Origin of the sequence: Vibrio sp. STUT-A11 (genome assembly GCF_026000435.1) — a bacterium.
Taxonomy (GTDB): Bacteria; Pseudomonadota; Gammaproteobacteria; order Enterobacterales; family Vibrionaceae; genus Vibrio.
In genome coordinates, this window is sequence record NZ_AP026763.1 from 1125450 (window position 1) to 1146795 (window position 21346).

Consider the following 21346-nt stretch of genomic DNA (forward strand, 5'->3'; position numbering starts at 1 on the left):
GTTAGAAGGCTTAAGCCGATGATACGTAACAGCGGTATAATTACTGATAGCCATACTGAGCTCGATATCAATGTTTACGAACATTTCAGGCATGGCAAAACTGCTCTTGTAACGCAAGGTGGAGGGCAGCGAGGAATTTTTACCGCTGGAGTGCTCGATGCATTCTTACTTTCCAATTTTGATCCCTTCGATGAATTCTATGGTACTTCCGCTGGCGCACTTAACTTGTGTCCCTATTTATGTCGTCAACATGGTATGGGTAAGGCTTTTATTACTGAACTGACCACCTCTCCCAAGTTTTTTAATCTTTTCCGTTATATTCGTAAGCAGCAATATTTGGGGCTGGAGTGGGCATTAGAAAGAATTCAGGACTTTCCCTACAAACTGGACCTCGATATGGGACGCAAGGCATTAGGAACAAGAGGAGCTTTTGCTGCTGTCACTAATGTCGAAACACTCTCCGATCAGTACCTTCCCATGCTGGGCGATTGCTGGTTTCAAACTATGTTAGCAACGTGCGCTATTCCCAAGTTATACCTTGGCCCCGTTGATGTAGGCGGGCATAAGTTTGTTGATGGTGGTGTTTCTGCTTCTATCCCTGTCCAGGAAGCATGGAGACAGAATGCGCGTAATATTATTGTTATCCGCACGGAGCCATACTCTGAGACCGATGCAAGAGTACAAAGTGAAATAGGGGATACGCCTGTCCAGTGGTATCGCGAGTCGATAAACTCCGTCCAGCAATCTTGGCAACAAAAAGTGAGTCAGTGGAAGTCGGACTGGGCATCCTTTTTCCAGCAGAAGATTAATACTGCTCATCAATCGAAACTGACCGGTGAAATGCTGTTAAATGGCGGACGATGGCTGTTTGGAGCGGATAACTTGTATCGCTTGAGCCATCTTATCGGAGAGAATTTTGACTCTGGTTTAGCTGATATGCTGATGATCCATTATCAAACCTTTGAGCTTACTCAGGCATTCCTCTCTACGCCACCTGATGATACTTTCATTCTACAAATCGCACCAAGAGAAGCCCTTCAGGCCTCTTCTTTGTTAAGTGATCCCGAAGCATTAGAACATGACTATCAGTTAGGCTTGCAGGCTGGCTATAACTTCGTTCAGCTTTATGACCAACTGAATATTGATCTTGACTTAGATGGGCGTGAAAGCGCGTAGAGTTGTGACTTGCTCCTTATGGGCATTAAAAAGGGCTCTGATTAGAGCCCTTCGACTTTTGTGTTATCAAATTATGCAGGCATAATACGCATGCAGTTGGTTGAACCAACGACATCCATTACGTCACCTTGAGTGATAATGACCAAATCTCCTTCGTCTAAAAAGCCTTGTTGTTTTAAACAGTTAATAGCATCTTGTGCGGTTGGTAACCCTGCATCGCCTTTGGAGTCAAAATAGACGGGCGTTACACCTCTATACAATGCGGCGCTGTTCAATGTTGACTCATTTCTGGATAAGGCAAAAATAGGTAACCCTGAGCTCAGACGAGACATCATTAAAGCGGTTCTGCCAGACTCGGTTAAGGAGATCATTGCCTTAATACCTTTCATATGGTTGGCAGAATACATGGTGGCCATCGCAATGGTTTCTTCTGCGGTATCAAAGGATCGTTCAAGGCGATATGTCGAAAGACTGGCTTCAGACATCTTCTCTGCACCCATGCAGACTTCAGCCATTGACTTAACGGTTTCAACTGGGTATTCACCCGCCGCGGTTTCTCCCGATAGCATAACCGCATCGGTACCATCTAACACCGCGTTTGCCACATCCATGACTTCGGCACGGGTTGGCATTGGGCTTGTGATCATCGATTCCATCATCTGGGTTGCAGTGATAACGATACGGTTTAAGCTGCGGGCACGACGAATAAGCTTCTTCTGTACTCCAATAAGTTCAGGATCACCAATCTCTACCCCTAAGTCTCCGCGAGCGACCATGACAACATCAGAGGCCATAATGATATCGTCAATTGACTCATTGCTCTCTACGGTTTCGGCGCGCTCTACTTTAGCGACCAACTTCGCTTCCAAACCCGCATCCCGGGCTAAGCGTCGTGCATAATGCATATCTTCGCCATTGCGTGGGAAAGAAATCGCTAAATAATCGACTTTGATTTCTGCGGCTGTAAGAATGTCCGCCTTATCTTTCTCCGTTAGGGCATCAGCGGATAATCCGCCACCTTTTTTATTGATGCCTTTGTTGTTTGAGAGGGCACCACCAACCGTGACACGAGTGTGAACTTTATTGCCTTCTACGCTGGTGACTTGTAATTGAACGCGACCATCGTCGAGTAATAGAATATCGTTCGGTGCAACGTCTTGTGGTAATTCTTTGTAGTCTAAACCGACAGTTTCTTGGTTGCCTTCACCTTTTGGTAAGTCGCTATCTAAGGTAAATTTGTCACCGACTTTGAGCATCACTTTGCCATCTTTGAATGTCGACACACGGATTTTCGGCCCCTGTAAGTCGCCTAAGATAGCCACTTGGCGTCCTAGTTTTGCGGCAATAGCACGAACTTTGTTAGCACGTTGAATATGATCTTCGCTGCTACCATGTGAAAAGTTCATCCGCACGACGTTAGCGCCAGCTTTGATTATCTCCTCAAGTACGTTGTCTTTATCAGTTGAAGGCCCAAGTGTGGTAACGATCTTTGTTCTTCTCAATTTGGATGTCATAGATTCTCCGAAGAATGCTAGTGTGGGACAAGGTAACTCGAATTGTATTTAAGTATATGCACAGAATGCTTTGGGTAAGATGAACACGAGCAAAAAGTTCTCCATCTTTATAAAAAACCAACTGCATAGATTCGCTTGATGTTTTTAGTGATCGCCAATCGCATGGAGTGGATAACTAATTTGGTCAAAAAATTAAGTTATTTTTTACACAATTTAACAGGTGTAAATTTTCCGTTATTTGACTAAATACACAAACAAACAGGTTTCTGCGTGATGCTTGTCACGGGGATCTATTAATTCACTTCACAATTAGTTCGCAAAGTAAAAAAATTGCCGTGTTATAGAATTTTGGAGTGCACAATGTACATGGCTCAACCGGGCCATATTGATCATATCAAACAGATCAATGCTGGTCGGGTATACAAACTAATTGACTTAAAGGGTCCAATATCTCGAATTGATTTGTCCAAGCAAAGTGAGCTTGCACCTGCAAGTATTACTAAAATTACTCGAGAATTAATTGAAGCACACTTGATTCATGAAACAACCGTTCAAGAGGCCACCAGTCGTGGTCGTCCCGCTGTCGGTTTACAGGTTAATAATGAAGGTTGGCAGTTCCTGTCGATGCGTTTAGGCCGTGGTTATTTAACTATCGCGCTCCATGAGCTCGGCGGCGATGTCTTAATTGATACAAAAATCGAAATTCATGAGCTGGACCAAGACGATGTGCTTGAGCGCTTGCTTTACGAAATTGATGAATTTTTTCAAACCTATGCTGATCAGTTAGATCGAGTGACCAGTATTGCCATTACGCTGCCAGGTCTTGTGAACTCAGAGCAAGGCATTGTGTTGCAAATGCCGCATTACAATGTCGAAAATCTAGCTCTGGGGCCTGAAATATATAAGGCAACAGGTTTACCCGTATTTATTGCTAACGATACGCGAGCCTGGGCACTGGCGGAAAAATTGTTTGGTCATTCTAAAGAGAATGAAAACTCAGTTCTGATTTCGATTCACCATGGGCTAGGTGCCGGTATTATTCTCGATGGTCGCGTTTTGCAAGGTCGTCACGGCAATATTGGTGAATTAGGCCATATCCAGATCGATCCAAATGGTAAACGCTGCCATTGTGGCAATATTGGATGTCTGGAAACTGTTGCCAGCTCACAGGCTATCCGTGAGGAAGTCGTCAGACGTATTGCTGATGGAGAGGCATCGAGCCTTGCCGAGCAAGAAGAGATGAGCATCGAGAGCATATGCGAAGCAGCCGCGAATGGTGATCCTCTTGCGGTGGATGTAATCGAAAAACTAGGCGGTTACCTGGGGGCTGCAATTGCGATTGTTATTAACCTTTTTAACCCGGAAAAGGTTTTGATCGGTGGTGTCATCAACCAAGCGAAAGACATTCTTTACCCAGCAATTCGTCGCTGTATCGAAGAGCAGAGTTTGCCAGTTTATCACCAAGATCTGGAACTGGTAGAGTCTCGTTTCTACAAGCAAGCGACAATGCCGGGTGCAGCCCTTGTAAAACAAGCGCTGTATGACGGGCAACTGTTGATGAAAGTGGTAGAGGGATAACCCTTTATACATTTTATATCTGACATATAGGAAGGGATGAAGCATGAGTTTTCATCCCTTTTTGTTATTTGTCTTTTTATTTTTTGCCTATTGCGAAACACGAGTGATACCAACCTAAGTAAGAAAGTGGTCATACTTAATTATAGAGAACCAGAAAACAGGCATCGAACACAAACACGCATCAACCCATCCATGGGGCTTCGATTTGTCATCCATGGCAAATAGAGTTTGTTTATCGAACCCTGTTCCCTGACCAGTTAATTTTCCAGATTGGTATGAACTAGTGAAAGTCGCGTGATTTGCTTTGTAGCTCCGCTAAGTGATGAGTGCAGTCAACCAGTTTTCCAGCAATCACGTGGGTGACTTCTCCCTCTCTCTCTAAAATTCCCTTTACCATCATGACTTTTGATGTGAGATAAGCTTGCTTTTGGGCTCGGGCAGTGGCGCTCCAAACTACGACATTAATATTCCCGGTATCGTCTTCTAAAGTGATAAAGGTAACCCCTGCAGCGGTGCCGGGAGATTGACGTCCGGTCACTAGCCCGACAACGGTCACCAGTGATTTATGTTCTTTCTCGACTAACTGCTGCATGCGAGTAAAGCGAGGCAGTTTACCTGCTTGATCCAATAAAGTAATCGGATGACGATTGAGAGAAAGCCCGGTACTGGCATAATCTTCAATCAGGTTTTCATACTCAGAAGGTTGTGTTTGATAGCCAGCAACAGGCTCTTGTACATCATGAAACAGAGGCAAGTCCGATAGGGAGTCCATGGCCGCCCAACGTGCACTGTAGCGATTGCCCGATAATATCTGCAACGCATTCGCGGAGGCCAACAGCTCGATATCTCGGCGACTTCTCAACACCTGCTTTACCTCCTGAATTGAGCGATAGCCATTTTGAGGGCGACGCTTACGGAGTTGGTTCGCGCTCTCTTCACTGAGCCCTTTGACTAAACGAAAGCCAAGTTGCACGGCTAACCGACCGTTAGGGCGCTGGAGCAGGTGGTGCTGATAGTGTGAAAGATTGACGCAGACAGGTAAGACTTCAATGCCATGGCGGCGGGCATCCTGCACCAATTGGGAAGGGCTGTAGAAACCCATGGGCTGACTATTCAATAGCGCCGTATAAAACTCAGCAGGGTAATAGAATTTCAGCCAAGACGAACAATACGCCAGCACCGCAAATGAAGCGGAATGACTTTCCGGGAAGCCGTATTCACCAAAACCACAAATTTGCTCGAAGATACGTTCAGCAAACGCTAAATCGTAGCCTCGCTCACGCATACCATCGATAAGCTTAGGTCTGAATTTTGCGAGATCGCCATTCTTTTTCCAGGCAGCCATCGCCCGGCGTAGTTGGTCGGCTTCACCGCCACTAAAGCCCGCTGCAACCATTGCGAGCTTGATGACCTGTTCCTGAAAAATCGGCACGCCCATGGTTCGCTCTAAGACACTTTTCACGGCTTCTGAAGGGTAGCTGACGGGTTCTTCACCATTGCGTCTTTTCAGAAAGGGATGAACCATATCACCCTGAATGGGTCCCGGACGCACAATCGCTATTTGAATCACCAAGTCGTAATAACAGGTAGGTTTTAAGCGAGGAAGCATGCTCATTTGCGCTCTGGATTCGATTTGAAATACCCCGACGGTGTCTGCTTTTTGGATCATACGATACACATTGGGATCATCCTGAAGGCGGGTGATCTCGGCAATGGAAAGTGATCGCTGGTGGTGCTTTTCGACCAGTTGAAAGCACTTTCTAATCGCATTCAGCATACCTAATGCGAGCACATCGACTTTGAGTAGCTTTAAGCTTTCTAAATCGTCTTTGTCCCACTGAATGATGGTGCGATCTTCCATCGCGGCGTTTTCCACCGGAACTAGCTCGTATAACGGTCCGGAAGAAATCACAAAGCCACCGACGTGTTGAGACAGGTGGCGAGGAAAACCGATGATCTCGTTCACCAGTTGAATAAATTGTTGCCCCTTGAGTGACTCTGGATGCAATCCGAGCTCGACAATCTGCGCTTGCCAGCCTTGGCTACGATCACGGCGATTTACGTTTTTAATGAAAAAGTCGAGCTGGGTTTCTTCTATCCCCAATGCTTTACCGACTTCTCTGACTGCGCTTTTGAAGCGATAGCTGATCACGGTTGCTGCCAGAGCCGCTCGCTCGCGACCGTATTTTTTATAGATGTATTGAATGACTTCTTCGCGGCGTTCATGCTCAAAGTCGACGTCAATATCAGGCGGCTCATCTCGCTCTTTACTGATAAAGCGTTCGAACAGTACCGCGATTTGCCTTGGATCCACGGAGGTGATTTCCAGGCAATAGCACACGACAGAGTTTGCCGCAGAGCCGCGCCCCTGATAGAGAATGCCTTGTTTTTTGGCAAACATCACAATGTCGTGAATAGTTAAAAAGTAATAGTGGTATTTCAGCGCTTTAATTAATGCGAGTTCGTTTTCGATCGTTTGCTGGATAGCTTCTGGAACACCTTCAGGAAAACGCCTTTTCTTGCCACGTTCAACTAACATACGCAGGTAAGAATCTGGCGTGTAGCCGTCAGGGATTAACTCGGCAGGGTATTCGTATTTCAGGTCGCTCAGCTTAAATTCACACAAATCGGCGATGTGTTTGCTCTGTACGAGCCACTCTGGTTTGTAGATACGGGAGAGTTTGTTAAGTGGTCGCAAAGCACGCTCAGTATTGGAAAGCCGCTCAAAACCGAGCTGCTCAACGCTGCAACCGTGTTTCACTGCGGTGAGTACATGTTGTAACGGCAGGCGTTCGACCGAATGCATCAGCACACCACCACACGCGGTAATCGGTAATTGCAGCTCATGGGCGAGCTTTTCACAATGGTTGCTATATGCCGAATCATCACTACCAAGGTGACGCTGGATAGCAACCCACAAGCGATTTGTATGATGTTGGTTTAACCAGCGTCCCCAGTAATGATCGCTATTTTTGTGGGTTGGGAACCATAAAACAAAGCAGTGACGAATCGACATCAAATCCCATTCAGAGAGTTGATAGCGGCCTTTTTCACTGCGTCGCCGTGCATTGGTGATGATGCGGCACAATTCTGCATAAGCTTTACGGCATGGGCATAATAAGACCACTTGGCATTCATCATTGAGCCAAAACATGCTGCCAACGATTTGTTTGATATCGAGTTTATGTTGCTGGATCGTGGTATGCGCTTTTACTACACCTGCGACGGAACATTCATCGGTGATCGCAATGGCCTGATAACGGAAGAAAGCAGCTTGCAGCACCAGCTCTTCTGCATGAGAAGCACCGGTAAGAAAAGAGAAATTAGACTGACAAAACAGTTCTGCGTAATTCATAACGACTTAACAAAAAAAACCATGAAGAAACCAATGTTTGTGTTGATCGCGAAACACCCATAACCAGCGACCTTGTCTGGTGTGCGCAATGTAGTAATCACGCATGATCTCATCGCCATCCCACCATCCTGAGACAATTCGCTCAGGCCCATGAACCAGAGAAATCTGTTCTTGAAGTGGCACCGGTGTAGGTAACTGCATAGCCGGACGCAGCAATTGAGGAATGGGTGAAAGCGCAACATTGGGCTCATCGGCCGGGCGATACTGGCAGGCTTTCTCTGGCCTTGGGTCACAAGCAATCTCTGGCTTAAGTACGGAGTGTTTCCCCAGTTTAGCCTGCAATAAAGAGAGCAGTTCCAACGTGTTCATCTGGCCTTTCTGCCCGGCAAAGAGATCGCAAGCACTGCTGACGGGCTCGCCCTGGCGAATAACCTGTAACGTCAGGCCAATCACAGGGCCCTTGAGCGTGAGAGATTCAAGACTCAGGCTAGCGAGTTGCTGCCAGCGATGGCACAAGTAGTCCCCTTGTGCGGAAGTGAGTTGAAGGTGCTGCTCTTGTTTATCTCGCTGGTGGAGTGTCAAACGGAGTTCGAAGGCCACTTTATCTCTTAACTTCAAAAAGGTTTCGAGTTGACGAAGTAACTTCACGAGTGGCCTTTCGACCCATTGAACATTTTCGAGCTCAAATAACAGTTCCAGATAGACCTGGAATGATTCCGTAGGATGATAAAAGTCGACAGGGTGTTTAAATTGTCCGGTCAGTCGACCGACATAGTTCACGAGATCAATATCAAAACGTCGTGCGATGTCCTGCAATGGCAGCTCAAGCAGGTGTTGTAATGTACTCACGCCGACACGGTGTAACTTATCCACCGTCGCCGAGGATAAATCCGTCAGTGTGAGTGGCAAAGAGGAGAGTAATTGCTGAATACGCGCTTTGTCTTCAATCAACTGATTACTTCCAGACAGAGCCATGAGTTTGGCAGATAATGGAGAAAACCCACAGCCAAACTGAACACTCAGTTTGAGTATGGCGAGGTGGGTTGAGACTTTGTGCCAGTAGTTATCCAGCCCCTCATAGAGACTGAGCATGGGCGTTGCGCGTAGCAGGATCCCCTGATTTGGCATCAGCACCACATCTGATGTGATCAGGTACAGCCATTGGGCAACCTCCTGCAATTTCTTCCGCTCAGTTTTTGGATGGTAAGGGTGTACTTGTAAGTCACGGCATAAAGACGCAGCACTGCCCAGCCCCATATTGAGCTTGATGTCTTGTTGCTCTGCAATATCGTTGTATTGAATGATTCGGCAGCGCTGGTTTTCGACAATCACCACTGGCTGCTCTTGAGTGTCACCAAATAGGGTGTCTAATTGTAAGCGAGGGAAGTGCAAGTAAATCCACAGAGACATGTTACCCCCCTTGATTGAACAGTGGGAAATTCACGACTGTCGACGAAATAGGTGACTTAGTCGGCACAACAAGTTGTGGGTAATGATGCTGGAAGTTAATCTCGATCTGGCCTTTGCTCCAGCCACCTTTGCGTTTTAACACCTCAACGCTGACGCCTTGCTCACTCCCCTGTACTTTGAGGCTGAGTGACACCGGCAATGATAGACGGTTTGCCCGGACTGGTTTCAACATAAACAGAGGGCAAGAACCTTGCTCACTGGCGACTTGCAGACGTTTAACCTGATGGATTTCGAGCTCTTCTTGCCATAGTAATACATTGGTACACACGCCACTTTTCAGGCATTGCTCCGCTGTCCAGAGCGCATCACGCTGGTGCTCGGGTGTGATGACCCAGACCTGATTAATGTCCAGGCCGATACTGTGGAGAAAGAGTGAATTCATCAGAGCTGGCGGCTGAATAAACGCAGTTACGCCTTTGGCTAGCGACGATTTCAAATAAGGCGCCAATAAACGCAACTCACCGACACTGCCTACAGACTCCATCTCGACTACCCCATGCGGTGGAAAGCCTCCGCCCAGCAGAGTGTCCAGTTCTGGAAAACCGGAGCTATTGAGGAACTGATGCGAGTCCGCTTTGGTTAAATTTGCCTGCCAAACAAGATGTTGGCTTTTTAAGTGCTGAATAATATCTTGCATAACTAAATACCTGTATGTATATACAGTATATTTCTGTGGTGAAAAGTAGCAAGATTTTTGTGACGAGAAAAATAAAAAAGGCAGCGTTTGCTGCCTTTTCAATCGGTTATCTCTGAAGTGAGAACTGAATTACTTACGCTTTGGTTGTGCGTCAATACACTGACCATTCACGTCAGTCACACTTGGGTCCATTAGGTGCAGATACAACGGCATCAGATCCTGTGGTGTTTTCAGCAGGTTGGCATCTTCACCCGGGTACGCTTTTTCACGCATGCGAGTACGTGTTGCTCCCGGGTTAATGGCATTAACACGCATTGGTGTATCACTTAGCTCATCAGCCAGAACTTGCATCATGCCTTCTACGGCGAATTTCGAGATTGCGTATGGGCCCCAGAAAGCTCGGCCAGAGTGACCAACGGTCGAAGAGGTAAAGACAATACGACCTGCTTCAGCTTTTTTCATCACAGGGAGCAGCGCCTGAGTCATCAGAACTTCGGCTTTCACGTTGATTTGCATGATGTCATCGAAGTCTTCTTCATTGATCTGTTCGAATGGGCACAGTGTGCTCAAAACACCTGCGTTATGTAACAGACCATCAAGGCGTCCGAACTGGCCTTCGATCGTCTCTGCCATATCAATGTAGTTCTGCTTTGTTGCCCCTTTTAAATCAAGAGGAATAATCGCGGCTTGTGGGTAACCAGCTGCTTCGATTTCATCGTAAATGGATTCAAGGTTTTGCACGTTTCTGCCCAATAAAATCACCGTTGCACCGTGCTTTGCGTATGAAAGTGCGGCTTGACGGCCAATACCATTACCTGCGCCGGTAACAAGAATGACTTTATCTTTTAAGGCATCTGCTGAAACGGAGTAGTCCACGGTGTTTAATCCTTATTATTGTAAGTGGGTCCATGATAGTTAATTGGCGCTAATTACGCCGGTTTCTCAATGGAAAATCTTGGTAATCGTGACAAGATGGTTACAATACACCAATTCATATGTTATACCAATTCCAGTACGTCCGTTAGGTATGCTATCAATCAGAACAACTGGTTACAAACCATGTTGCCTTCTCTCTGATTTTTCGGTGTAGCATAGCGACATATTTACTGGAGTGAGATAAAGGAGCGCTCATTGGAATTTATATTAGATTACGGTCTATTTTTGGCCAAGATTGTCACCGTCGTTGCTGCGATCGTTGTCCTGATTGTGCTGGTTAAATCGGCTGGTGGAAAGTCAGGAGCGCCAAAAGGTGAACTCGAGATCACCAACCTTTCTGAACAGCATAAACAGTCTGTTGAGCAATTAGAGCATCATTTACACGATGAGGCTTTCATCAAAGCTCGTGATAAAGCCATCAAAAAAGAAGAAAAAGAGAAGAACAAATCTCGCGAGAAAGAGATCAAACAAGCCAGTAAAGAAGGTGAGCTAGATAGCAAGCGCGAACCGCACCTGTTTGTTCTCGACTTCAAAGGCAGTATTGATGCCAAAGAAGTGAACTCATTACGTGAAGAAGTCACCGCGATTTTGGCGGTGGCTCGTGAAGGGGATGAAGTCTTACTGCGTTTAGAGTCTGGTGGTGGCATGGTGCATGGCTACGGTTTAGCGTCATCTCAGCTTGATCGCATTAAAGCGGCAGGTTTGCCATTAACCATCGCCGTGGATAAAGTCGCGGCAAGTGGTGGTTATATGATGGCGTGTGTGGCTGACAAAATTGTCTCTGCGCCGTTTGCGATTGTCGGCTCCATTGGCGTGATCGCACAAATTCCAAACTTTAATAAGTTATTGAAGAAACATGATATTGAGTACGAACAACTTACCGCAGGTGAGTACAAGCGTACCCTGACCATGTTTGGTGAAAACACCGACAAAGCACGTGACAAGTTCAAGCAAGAGCTAGAAGAAACTCACGTACTGTTCAAAGACTTCATTCGTGAGCGTCGCCCAAGCCTAGAGCTAGAAAAAGTAGCAACTGGTGAACACTGGTTTGGTACTCAGGCAAAAGAGCGTGGTCTGGTTGACGAAATTAGTACGTCTGACGATCTCGTTGTGGCGGCATGCAAAGACAAAACCGTACTAGCGGTTCACTATGTACCGAAGAAAAAACTGGCTGATAAGCTAGCGGGTGTTGCTGGTAAAGTGGCAGACAGCCTCATATTAAAATTGGCTGAACGAGGCCAAAAACCAATCGTGTAATCACGAGTCATTGCTAATAGTGATAGCCAAATTGAACATGGCGAGGGTGGAAAGCCCTCGCCATTTTTATTTGATTTTTTAAATTTACTTATAAATCAAGTTGCTCATGCGGTGTGGTGCATTGAATGACATTTTTCCTCGCCCGAAAGGGCAATTTCCCGTATAATGCGCGCCTCGAAAACCGAGCAAATTGCTAAAAGAAATAATAGGTGGAGAAGAACATGTCCTCTCAAACTCCGGTTGTAACCGTAGATGGACCGAGTGGTGCAGGTAAAGGCACTTTGTGTATGTTGCTAGCGGAAAAGTTGGGCTTCCAACTTTTAGATTCTGGCGCGATTTATCGAGTACTTGCACTCGCTGCTATTCACCATGGTGTTGATACTGAGTCTGAGGATGCACTTGTCCCACTGGCTACACACCTAGATGTGCAATTTATCGCTGAAGGTGACCTGGTTAAGGTTATCTTAGAAGGCGAAAATGTCTCCGGTGAGCTTCGTAAAGAAGAAACGGGGATGGCGGCATCTAAAGTGGCTGCACTGCCACGCGTTCGTGAAGCATTATTGCGTCGTCAGCGTGCATTTGAAACGGCTCCGGGTCTGGTTGCTGATGGCCGTGATATGGGAACCATTGTATTCCCACAAGCACAAGCGAAAATCTTCCTTGATGCGAGCGCAGAAGAACGTGCAAATAGACGCCTTAAACAGTTGCAAGATAAAGGGTTAGATGTTAGATTTGCTGACCTTTTAAGCGAGATCCAAGAGCGTGACGACCGCGATCGTAACCGCCCAGTGGCGCCACTACGCCCTGCAGAGGATGCGCTTGTGCTAGATTCTACGTCGATGACTATCGACGAAGTAGTAGAAAAGGCACTACAATATATCGAATCGAAGCTAGCTGAGTAATGATGCTCATCTAGGCTAAGAGCGTTGGTCGCAAGGATGATGACTGGCGAATTTAATAACCCCATGCGGTAGGATACCCGTGGACGTTTAATTTATTGAAGATTAAATAAATGACTGAATCTTTTGCTCAACTCTTTGAAGAGTTTCTAAACGAAACAGAATTCCAACAAGGCAGCATCGTTAAAGGTACTGTAGTAGCTATCGAGAACGGTTTCGTTCTTGTTGACGCTGGTCTTAAGTCTGAATCTGCTATCCCTGCTGAACAGTTCAAGAACGCTGCTGGCGAACTTGAAGTTGAAGTTGGCGCTGAAGTAGACGTAGCTCTAGACGCTGTTGAAGATGGTTTCGGTGAAACTCAACTTTCTCGTGAGAAAGCTAAGCGTCACGAAGCTTGGATCGTACTTGAGAAAGCTTACGAAGAAGCTGAAACTGTTGTTGGTATCATCAACGGTAAAGTTAAAGGCGGTTTCACTGTTGAACTAAACGGTATCCGTGCTTTCCTTCCTGGCTCTCTAGTAGACGTACGTCCAATCCGCGACACTGCTCACCTAGAAAACAAAGAGCTAGAGTTCAAAGTTATCAAACTTGACCAAAAACGTAACAACGTAGTTGTTTCACGTCGTGCTGTTATCGAATCTGAAAACAGTGTTGAGCGTGACGAGCTTCTAGAAACTCTACAAGAAGGTTCTGAAGTTAAAGGTATCGTTAAGAACCTTACTGACTACGGTGCGTTCGTTGACCTAGGTGGCGTTGACGGTCTTCTACATATCACAGATATGGCTTGGAAGCGCGTTAAGCACCCATCTGAAATCGTTAACGTTGGTGACGAGATCCAAGTTAAAGTTCTTAAGTTCGACCGTGAGCGTACTCGCGTATCACTAGGTCTTAAGCAACTAGGCGAAGATCCATGGGTAGCAATCGCTAAGCGTTACCCAGAAGGTCACAAACTAACTGGTCGCGTAACTAACCTAACTGACTACGGCTGCTTCGTTGAAATCGAAGAAGGCGTTGAAGGTCTAGTTCACGTTTCAGAAATGGATTGGACTAACAAGAACATCCACCCATCTAAAGTTGTTAATGTTGGCGACGAAGTTGAGGTTATGGTTCTTGAAATCGACGAAGAGCGTCGTCGTATCTCTCTAGGTCTGAAACAGTGTAAAGCTAACCCATGGCAGTCATTCGCTGAAGCACAAGCTAAAGGCGACAAAGTTACTGGTAAGATCAAGTCTATCACTGACTTCGGTATCTTTATCGGTCTAGAAGGCGGCATCGATGGTCTAGTTCACCTATCTGACATTTCTTGGAATGTTGCTGGCGAAGAAGCTGTACGTGAGTACAAGAAAGGCGACGAGATCTCTGCAGTTGTTCTAGCAGTAGACGCAGAGCGTGAGCGTATCTCTCTAGGCGTTAAGCAAATGGAAAATGACCCATTCAATGCTTACGTTGCAGACAACAAGAAAGGTACTCTAGTTAACGCTACTGTAACTGCTGTTGACGCTAAAGGTGCTACTGTTGAAATCGCAGAAGGCGTTGAAGGTTACATCCGTGCTTCTGAAGTATCTCGCGATCGCGTAGAAGATGCTTCTCTAATCCTAAGCGCTGGTGATGTTGTTGAAGCTAAGTTCACAGGTGTAGACCGTAAGAACCGCGTAATCAACCTATCTATCAAAGCTAAAGACGAAGCTGAAGAGCAAGAAGCAATGGCATCTATCAACAAGCAAGATGACAATGCATTCGGTAACGCAATGGCTGACGCTTTCAAAGCAGCTAAAGGCGAATAATATACTCGCTTAAGCAAAAAAGGAGCCGCAAGGCTCCTTTTTTATGTTTATTGCAATAAAAGTAGTAATACTAATATCGGTAAACTATCTTAATAAAAGACATTTCTTCAATGCATACTTTGCGTAAAAATTGTCTAGAATTACGAGCAAGTGTTTGTTGGAATTAGTATTACTTACTATAATGAGTAAGAAAGATACTCAAAGAGGGCAACTATGACTAAGTCTGAACTGATTGAAAGACTCTGCGCTGAGCAAACGCATTTATCAGCGAAAGAGGTAGAGGATGCTGTAAAAGATATTCTAGAACACATGGCCTCTACATTAGAGAGTGGTGACCGTATCGAGATCCGCGGCTTTGGTAGTTTCTCTCTCCATTACCGTGAGCCTCGCGTAGGTCGCAACCCTAAAACGGGCGATAAGGTGGAGCTAGACGGTAAGTTCGTCCCTCACTTTAAACCGGGTAAAGAACTTCGTGAACGCGTGAACCTTGGTTAATCTCTCTGATTAGTTTAAAAAAGCGGCATACTTTTTTGTATGCCGCTTTTTTGTAATATACCCAGGTCATTTACCTATCTACCTTGCCTACGCGGCTTTCCGATGCATTAAGTTGAGAAATTTACTGTTCTAGATTGGTATTAACTTCAATTGTGTGTCTACAAACCGGGTTTCTAGAGGTTACTTGGGTATAGATTATTGCTAATATACGTGGTCTGAAGAAACATTTTACTGCATAATCTTGACCGACTTACTCCTCTAAAGGTGATGTAATATGAAAATTATAAAAATCGCTGCTATTTTTGCTCTCTTTTTAATTGCATTAGCGTTAGGCTCACAAAACCAAGAAGTTGTGGCTTTTAATTATCTTTTAGCAAAAGGAGAGTTCCATTTATCAACGCTACTCGGCGTGGTATTTGTTGTTGGCTTTGCTTTGGCATGGGTAATCTTCGCTAGCATCCAACTAAAGACTCAACTTCAAGTTCGACGTCTGAAAAAGAAACTGAAAAAGTACGAGCCAGCTAATGCAGAAACGACTGCTAAGCCTGCTATCGACAAACAGGCATAAGGGTAAGGCTTCACTTTAATGCTTGAACTACTCTTCTTGTTATTGCCTATAGCTGCTGCGTATGGCTGGTATATGGGGCATCGCAGCGCTCAACAAGACAAGCAGAAGCAATCACATCAAATTTCTCGTCAATACATGACGGGTCTAAACTTACTGCTTTCTGATCAATCAGATAAAGCCGTAGACCACTTTATTGAATTGCTCCAGGTTGATAACGAAACCATAGATACCCACCTTGCGCTGGGTAATCTTTTTCGTTCTCGTGGAGAAGTCGACCGCGCAATTCGTATTCACCAAAATCTTATTTCCCGTTCGGGGCTGACTCTAGACCAGAAAAATCTCGCCCTTCAGCAACTTGCTAAAGATTACATGGTTTCTGGTTTTTTAGACCGTGCGGAAAAGATATTTGAACAGTTAGTCGAAGAGCCGGAACATCGAGAAGGAGCACTTCAGCAGCTTGTGACCATTTACCAGCAAACGCGTGAATGGGAAAAAGCGATTCACTATGCCAACCAATTGGCAAAAGTGAGTAATAAGCGCTCTCGAATGCGAGCGAATATTGCTCATTACTGGTGTGAAATTGCCATGTTAGATCAATCTGATGGCAACAAGGGTAAAGCGGTTCAGCATTTTAAAAAAGCACTCTCTGAAGACCCAAAATGTGTGCGTGCTAGTATTGCTCTGGGGCGCATGTATTTAGAGTCGGAAGATTACAAACAAACCATTAAATATTTAACTTCAATCCTGGAGCAAGACAAAGACTTTATTAGCGATGTTTTGCCTACGATTGCAGAGTGCTACCACCACTTAGGGCAAGAAGATGAGCTGGTGGAATTCCTTCGGGCTTGTATCGATAAGAAAGCTGGAGTGTCAGCAGAATTAATGCTGGCACAGTTGGTTGCGCATCACGAAAGCGTGGGCGCAGCACAGGAGCTGTTGACCAAGCAGCTACTGAAAAATCCGACCATGAAAGGTTTCTACCGTTTGATTGATTACCATATTGCAGAGGCGGAAGATGGTCGTGCAAAAGACAGTCTTTCAACCTTACAAGCCATGGTTGGTGAACAGCTAAAAGTGAAACCTCATTATCGATGCAGAAAATGTGGTTTTTCTACTCATTCCCTGTATTGGCATTGTCCATCCTGTAAGGGATGGGGGACGATCAAACCAATCCGTGGATTGGATGGTGAATAATTTTAGTGCAGCTGGCAGGTTTTCTGTCCGCTGCATTTTTTTAGAAAAAAGAAAATTTTAGGAGATGAAATGATCGACCAAAAAGTTATTGTCGCACTGGATTATGATAACCAAGCTGATGCGCTTGCGTTTGTAGATCGCATTGATCCTGCGTCATGCCGTTTAAAAGTCGGCAAAGAGATGTTTACACTATTTGGTCCTGATTTCGTACGTGAGCTACACAAACGTGGTTTCTCTGTATTTTTGGATTTAAAATTTCACGATATCCCAAATACTTGTTCGAAAGCCGTGCGTGCGGCAGCGGAACTGGGTGTTTGGATGGTGAATGTTCATGCAAGCGGCGGTGAACGTATGATGGCAGCGTCTCGTGAGATTCTGGAACCATATGGTAAAGATCGTCCGTTGCTGATTGGTGTAACGGTACTAACCAGCATGGAACAGAGTGATTTGGCAGGGATTGGTTTGAATGTCGCGCCTCAAGAGCAAGTGATCCGCCTTGCAACACTAACGAAAAACTCTGGTCTTGATGGCGTAGTATGTTCTGCGCAAGAAGCTTCAATGTTGAAAGGCGAGCTGGGCAAAGAGTTTAAGCTGGTGACACCTGGTATTCGTCCTGCTGGTTCTGAGCAAGGTGACCAGCGTCGTATCATGACACCAGTAGACGCGATTCAAGCTGGCTCTGACTACCTTGTCATTGGTCGTCCTATTACTCAGGCTAGTGATCCTGCTACGGTATTGAAGTCAATTAACGATAGCTTGGCGAACATGTAACAACGTAACTCATTGTTTTGTTGTCCATAAGGTGAAGTAGCAATACTTCACCTTTTTATTATTAAAGTTGGTACTTTTTAGGTTTAATACTCTACGGCCAATCGACTTTGAACCAGGGCATAACACTATATCGGTCACAATTTAATAACATAAAGCGCTGTGATAAACAGAAAATGCAAGCGTGTGTTATTGATGGGTTGCGTTACAAATAGGTTACGAATACTATGACGGAGATGCATTTACTGCGTTGTAAGGTCTAGGATGACCTGGTGAATCTCTTTGAAACTAATGCAGAAGTTGGCAGGACGTCGCTTCGTATTATACTTTTTTACTTTCCTGTCTGCGTAGGGCTATTCTCGCAGATCTTGTGAGCTTCACTCACGGTCTTCCTTGTATCTACCTTAGATCGCAAATCATAACAAGGAAGAAAAATGACCAAGAAACTGCCATTTTCAGTATTAGCAATACTAACGGCGACCAGTTTTCAGCTGAATGCCGCTGAATTGCCAGCCGATATTGAATGGACTTCAAACAACAATGAGCCTCTGTTCGCTTCAGAAGAAGCGGTTCACGGTGGCACTTATCGCACTTATATTGAAAGCTTCCCACAGACATTACGCAGTGTTGGCCCTGATGCAAACTCAGGCTTACGTCAATACCTAATGGATGGTACGCCAAAAATGGCGCAACGCCATCCAAATACGGGCAAATGGATTCCGCAACTGGCTAAGTCATGGGCGTTTGGGGAAGACAATAAAACGGTTTATTTTAAGCTAGATGAAACCGCAAAATGGTCGGATGGTGAGAAGATTACTGCCGATGACTACGTCTTTATGATGCAGTACTACACATCAAAAGACATCATTGATCCTTGGTATAACGACTTCTTCACTAACAGTATCGTAAGTGTCGAAAAAATTGATGACTACACCATCCAAGTGAACCTTGCTGTTGCTCAGAGTCATGACTCCCTGATGGTGATGATCAACATGCCGAGTAATGGTTTCCAGCCTCGTCCGAAACATTTCTTTGAAGGTGAAAAAGACGAAAACAATGATGGTATGCCGGATAACTTTGTACGTAAGTTTAACTTCAAAGCGGAACCGACGGCAGCAGTCTACTACTTAGACAAAGTGAAAAAAGGCAAAAGTGTTACCTTTAAGCACGTTGGTGAAGATTGGTGGGGTTACAACAACCGTTACTACAAAAACCGTTACAACGTAGATAAAGTCCGTATTACTGTCATTCGCGATCCTGACATCGCGCTTAAGCACTTTGAAAAAGGTAATCTGGATTACTTCGAAATGGTGTTGCCGAACTATTGGCACGATAAGACCAACACCGATGTTTATAAAAACGGTTATATCGAGAAATATTGGGGCTTCAACCAAGCACCACAAGGTGCTGGTGGTGTTTGGATGAACACGGCAATGCCGATGCTTGATAACCTTGAGGTGCGTAAAGGCATCATGGTAGCAACCGATTTTGACGGTATGATCGAGAATATCATGCGTGGTGACTACTCTCGTAAGCCACACGGCCTTGGTTTTGGCCATGGTGAGTACGATGATCCGAATAATACGCCACCGAAGTTTGATGTGGCTTCAGCCGTTAAACATTTTGAGAAAGCCGGGTTTGATACCGTTGGGGCGGATGGCATTCGTGTGAACGACAAGGGCCAGCGCTTGAGCTTTGCGATTACCTATGGTTACAACTCTTGGACTCCGCGAATTGCTTATCTCAAAGAGCAAGCTAAGTTAGCGGGTTTGGAGTTTACCCTTAACTTAGTAGATGGTTCATCAGCGTTTAAATATATCCTGGAGAAGAAACATCAATTGGCCTTCTTGAATATGGGCTCAGGCGAAATTCCAGCATACTGGGAATACCTACACTCAGATAATGCGAACAAACCTCAGACTAACGCACACACCAATTTCAGCAGCCCAGAGCTGGATAAGTTGATTGAAGCGTATGACTCAGAGTTTGATCAGCAAAAACGTTACGAACTGTCACACCAGATTCAAGAGTATGTCACTGAAGCAAACATCATCGTTCCTGGGTATATGGTGCCTTACTCACGTGTTGCTCATTGGCGCTGGGTGAAAATTCCAAAAGATGGCATGACAAAAGCGACCGAATGGATCCTGCATCCAATGGATATTGGTAACTTCTGGATTGATTCTGACGTGAAAAAAGAGACGGAAGATGCGATGGACGACGGCAAAACGTTCCCTGAAGTGAGTGTCGTTGATGATCGTTACAAGTTGTAGTTTTAGCTTCAATAAATGACGATAAGCCCTGTCTCGAAGAGGTAGGGTTTTTTTATTTTATCTATTTGATATATTAATAGTTAAATAAAAAATGAATCTATCTTTCATATTTATTCCCTTTAGTAATTCCATCTCCACTTTATTATGTGTTTTCAAGTCCATTTAATGTTTCACCTGTATTGAAAATGCATGAATATTGGCGAGATTGTGGAGTTGGTTAGTATATTTCTATGCCACATATTTAAATTTGTTTTGTTACTAACACTTTGAAAACAACCTAGAGTAATAAGGAAAAAGAAAGTCTTTAATCTGCCTCATAAATTATATTCTGTTACTAAACTTTACATTTCAATAGATTAGTACTAATTTTTAAAGATGAAATTTTGGGTTTACTTGTATGAAGTACTTAGTTACCGGAGCTGCCGGCTTTATTGGTAGTGCAACAGTGAAAAAGCTCAACGCTCAGGGACATGACGTCGTCGGCATTGATAATCTCAATGAGTACTACGATGTAGAGCTAAAACATGCAAGGTTAAGTTTTATCAGGAACCCGTTATTTCGATTTTTACAAATTGATATTTCAAATAGGGCGGAAATGGAAGCTTTATTTGAAAAAGAAAACTTTGATCGGGTCATTCACCTTGCTGCACAGGCTGGGGTTAGATACTCAATTGAAAACCCTCACTGCTACGTTGAGTCTAATGTGGTGGGCTACCTAAATATATTAGAAGGCTGCCGTCAGAATAGTGTTCAACATTTAGTGTACGCCTCTTCTAGTTCCGTTTATGGATTGAATAGCAAAGTCCCTTTCTCGACGTCTGATAGTGTCGACCATCCGGTCTCTCTTTATGCTGCGACGAAAAAATCGAATGAGTTAATGGCGCATTGCTATTCTCATCTGTATCAAATTCCTACTACGGGGTTACGATTTTTTACTGTCTATGGCTCTTGGGGACGTCCCGATATGGCGCCATTTATCTTTACCAAGAAGATACTTGATGGGCAAACGATAGACATTAACAATAATGGTGATATGTGGAGAGACTTTACACATATTATCGACATCGTTGAAGGTATCGTTCGTATAGCGGATGTCATTCCTGCACCAAATGCTCAATGGAAAGTAGAGACAGGCTCGCTAGCGAGTAGCTCTGCGCCGTTTGCAGTTTACAACCTCGGCCACGGTTCGCCTATCAACCTGATGGATTTTATTCAGGGAATAGAACATGAACTTGGTATTGAAGCGAAAAAGAACTTTCGGGATATGCAGCCGGGTGATGTTTATCAAACCTACGCAGATACCGAAGATCTTTACGCGGTAACGGGGTATAAACCAGTGATATCGATTCGAGAAGGTATTGCTGAGTTTGTTTCGTGGTACCGAGAGTTTTATAACAAGTAAAAATAATAATTTGATGCTATCGGGCTTAGCCCTATAGAAC

16 protein-coding genes are annotated in these 21346 nt (G+C 44.8%); 11 read left to right on the forward strand and 5 right to left on the reverse strand.

The genetic code is table 11. From position 1 onward, the window contains the following. Positions 1-18 precede the first annotated feature (18 nt). Entirely contained in the window at positions 19-1176 is a 1158-nt protein-coding gene (locus tag OO774_RS05340; RefSeq protein ID WP_264905321.1) for a patatin-like phospholipase family protein, read from the forward strand. A gap of 71 nt (positions 1177-1247) precedes the next feature. On the opposite strand, the gene pyk is transcribed toward OO774_RS05340, so the two are convergent. Continuing rightward, positions 1248-2690, reverse strand: coding sequence for a pyruvate kinase (gene pyk, locus OO774_RS05345; protein WP_264905323.1), 1443 nt, complete (start codon positions 2688-2690; stop codon positions 1248-1250). A gap of 360 nt (positions 2691-3050) precedes the next feature. On the opposite strand from pyk, the gene OO774_RS05350 reads away from it, so the two are divergent. Further along, on the forward strand, positions 3051-4268 hold the full coding sequence (locus OO774_RS05350; RefSeq protein WP_264905325.1) for an ROK family protein: 1218 nt from the start codon (positions 3051-3053) through the stop codon (positions 4266-4268). Between the two features lie 280 nt (positions 4269-4548). Here the strand turns inward: OO774_RS05350 and OO774_RS05355 are convergent, their stop codons facing one another. From OO774_RS05355 to OO774_RS05370, 4 genes are all read right to left on the reverse strand, one after another. Further along, positions 4549-7623, reverse strand: a complete 3075-nt coding sequence (locus tag OO774_RS05355) for an error-prone DNA polymerase (RefSeq protein ID WP_264905327.1) — start codon at positions 7621-7623, stop codon at positions 4549-4551. Between the two features lie 6 nt (positions 7624-7629). Beyond that, positions 7630-9033, reverse strand: coding sequence for a DNA polymerase Y family protein (locus tag OO774_RS05360; RefSeq protein WP_264905329.1), 1404 nt, complete (start codon positions 9031-9033; stop codon positions 7630-7632). A 1-nt stretch (position 9034) separates the two neighbouring features. Then, positions 9035-9730 carry a translesion DNA synthesis-associated protein ImuA gene (imuA, locus tag OO774_RS05365; RefSeq protein ID WP_264905331.1) on the reverse strand — a complete coding sequence of 232 codons (696 nt, stop codon included), beginning with the start codon at positions 9728-9730 and terminating at the stop codon, positions 9035-9037. Between the two features lie 129 nt (positions 9731-9859). After that, positions 9860-10606, reverse strand: coding sequence for a YciK family oxidoreductase (locus OO774_RS05370; protein ID WP_264905333.1), 747 nt, complete (start codon positions 10604-10606; stop codon positions 9860-9862). Between the two features lie 255 nt (positions 10607-10861). Here OO774_RS05370 and sohB point away from each other — a divergent pair, with 255 nt between their 5' ends. The 9 genes from sohB to OO774_RS05415 all read left to right on the forward strand — a co-directional run bounded on the left by sohB (position 10862) and on the right by OO774_RS05415 (position 21306). After that, positions 10862-11923 (forward strand): protease SohB, encoded by a 1062-nt coding sequence (sohB, locus tag OO774_RS05375; RefSeq protein WP_264905336.1) that lies wholly within the window; start codon positions 10862-10864, stop codon positions 11921-11923. A gap of 221 nt (positions 11924-12144) precedes the next feature. Continuing rightward, entirely contained in the window at positions 12145-12825 is a 681-nt protein-coding gene (gene cmk, locus OO774_RS05380) for a (d)CMP kinase (protein ID WP_264905337.1), read from the forward strand. Positions 12826-12935: 110 nt separating this feature from the next. Continuing rightward, positions 12936-14606 (forward strand): 30S ribosomal protein S1, encoded by a 1671-nt coding sequence (gene rpsA / locus OO774_RS05385; RefSeq protein WP_014232467.1) that lies wholly within the window; start codon positions 12936-12938, stop codon positions 14604-14606. A 213-nt stretch (positions 14607-14819) separates the two neighbouring features. Next, entirely contained in the window at positions 14820-15101 is a 282-nt protein-coding gene (gene ihfB, locus OO774_RS05390) for an integration host factor subunit beta (RefSeq protein WP_264905340.1), read from the forward strand. A gap of 274 nt (positions 15102-15375) precedes the next feature. Further along, on the forward strand, positions 15376-15669 hold the full coding sequence (locus OO774_RS05395; RefSeq protein ID WP_264905342.1) for a lipopolysaccharide assembly protein LapA domain-containing protein: 294 nt from the start codon (positions 15376-15378) through the stop codon (positions 15667-15669). Between the two features lie 18 nt (positions 15670-15687). Next, complete coding sequence (gene lapB, locus OO774_RS05400; RefSeq protein ID WP_264905344.1) at positions 15688-16863, forward strand: lipopolysaccharide assembly protein LapB; 1176 nt, start codon at positions 15688-15690, stop codon at positions 16861-16863. A gap of 69 nt (positions 16864-16932) precedes the next feature. Next, complete coding sequence (pyrF, locus tag OO774_RS05405) at positions 16933-17634, forward strand: orotidine-5'-phosphate decarboxylase (protein ID WP_264905346.1); 702 nt, start codon at positions 16933-16935, stop codon at positions 17632-17634. A gap of 431 nt (positions 17635-18065) precedes the next feature. Continuing rightward, positions 18066-19904 carry an extracellular solute-binding protein gene (locus tag OO774_RS05410; RefSeq protein WP_264905347.1) on the forward strand — a complete coding sequence of 613 codons (1839 nt, stop codon included), beginning with the start codon at positions 18066-18068 and terminating at the stop codon, positions 19902-19904. 397 nt (positions 19905-20301) lie between these two features. Continuing rightward, entirely contained in the window at positions 20302-21306 is a 1005-nt protein-coding gene (locus OO774_RS05415; protein WP_264905349.1) for an NAD-dependent epimerase, read from the forward strand. Positions 21307-21346: the final 40 nt, after the last annotated feature.

What these genes read in the sequence shown, in the direction of transcription:
- ihfB (WP_264905340.1), top strand. Translation starts at nt 14,820, where the DNA reads ATGACTAAGTCTGAACTGATTGAAAGACTCTGCGCTGAGCAAACGCAT.
- OO774_RS05350 (WP_264905325.1), top strand. Translation starts at nt 3,051, where the DNA reads ATGTACATGGCTCAACCGGGCCATATTGATCATATCAAACAGATCAAT.
- OO774_RS05340 (WP_264905321.1), top strand. Translation starts at nt 19, where the DNA reads ATGATACGTAACAGCGGTATAATTACTGATAGCCATACTGAGCTCGAT.
- lapB (WP_264905344.1), top strand. Translation starts at nt 15,688, where the DNA reads ATGCTTGAACTACTCTTCTTGTTATTGCCTATAGCTGCTGCGTATGGC.
- OO774_RS05395 (WP_264905342.1), top strand. Translation starts at nt 15,376, where the DNA reads ATGAAAATTATAAAAATCGCTGCTATTTTTGCTCTCTTTTTAATTGCA.
- OO774_RS05360 (WP_264905329.1), bottom strand. Translation starts at nt 9,033, where the DNA reads ATGTCTCTGTGGATTTACTTGCACTTCCCTCGCTTACAATTAGACACC.
- OO774_RS05355 (WP_264905327.1), bottom strand. Translation starts at nt 7,623, where the DNA reads ATGAATTACGCAGAACTGTTTTGTCAGTCTAATTTCTCTTTTCTTACC.
- pyk (WP_264905323.1), bottom strand. Translation starts at nt 2,690, where the DNA reads ATGACATCCAAATTGAGAAGAACAAAGATCGTTACCACACTTGGGCCT.
- OO774_RS05410 (WP_264905347.1), top strand. Translation starts at nt 18,066, where the DNA reads ATGACCAAGAAACTGCCATTTTCAGTATTAGCAATACTAACGGCGACC.
- rpsA (WP_014232467.1), top strand. Translation starts at nt 12,936, where the DNA reads ATGACTGAATCTTTTGCTCAACTCTTTGAAGAGTTTCTAAACGAAACA.
- cmk (WP_264905337.1), top strand. Translation starts at nt 12,145, where the DNA reads ATGTCCTCTCAAACTCCGGTTGTAACCGTAGATGGACCGAGTGGTGCA.
- imuA (WP_264905331.1), bottom strand. Translation starts at nt 9,730, where the DNA reads ATGCAAGATATTATTCAGCACTTAAAAAGCCAACATCTTGTTTGGCAG.
- OO774_RS05415 (WP_264905349.1), top strand. Translation starts at nt 20,302, where the DNA reads ATGAAGTACTTAGTTACCGGAGCTGCCGGCTTTATTGGTAGTGCAACA.
- pyrF (WP_264905346.1), top strand. Translation starts at nt 16,933, where the DNA reads ATGATCGACCAAAAAGTTATTGTCGCACTGGATTATGATAACCAAGCT.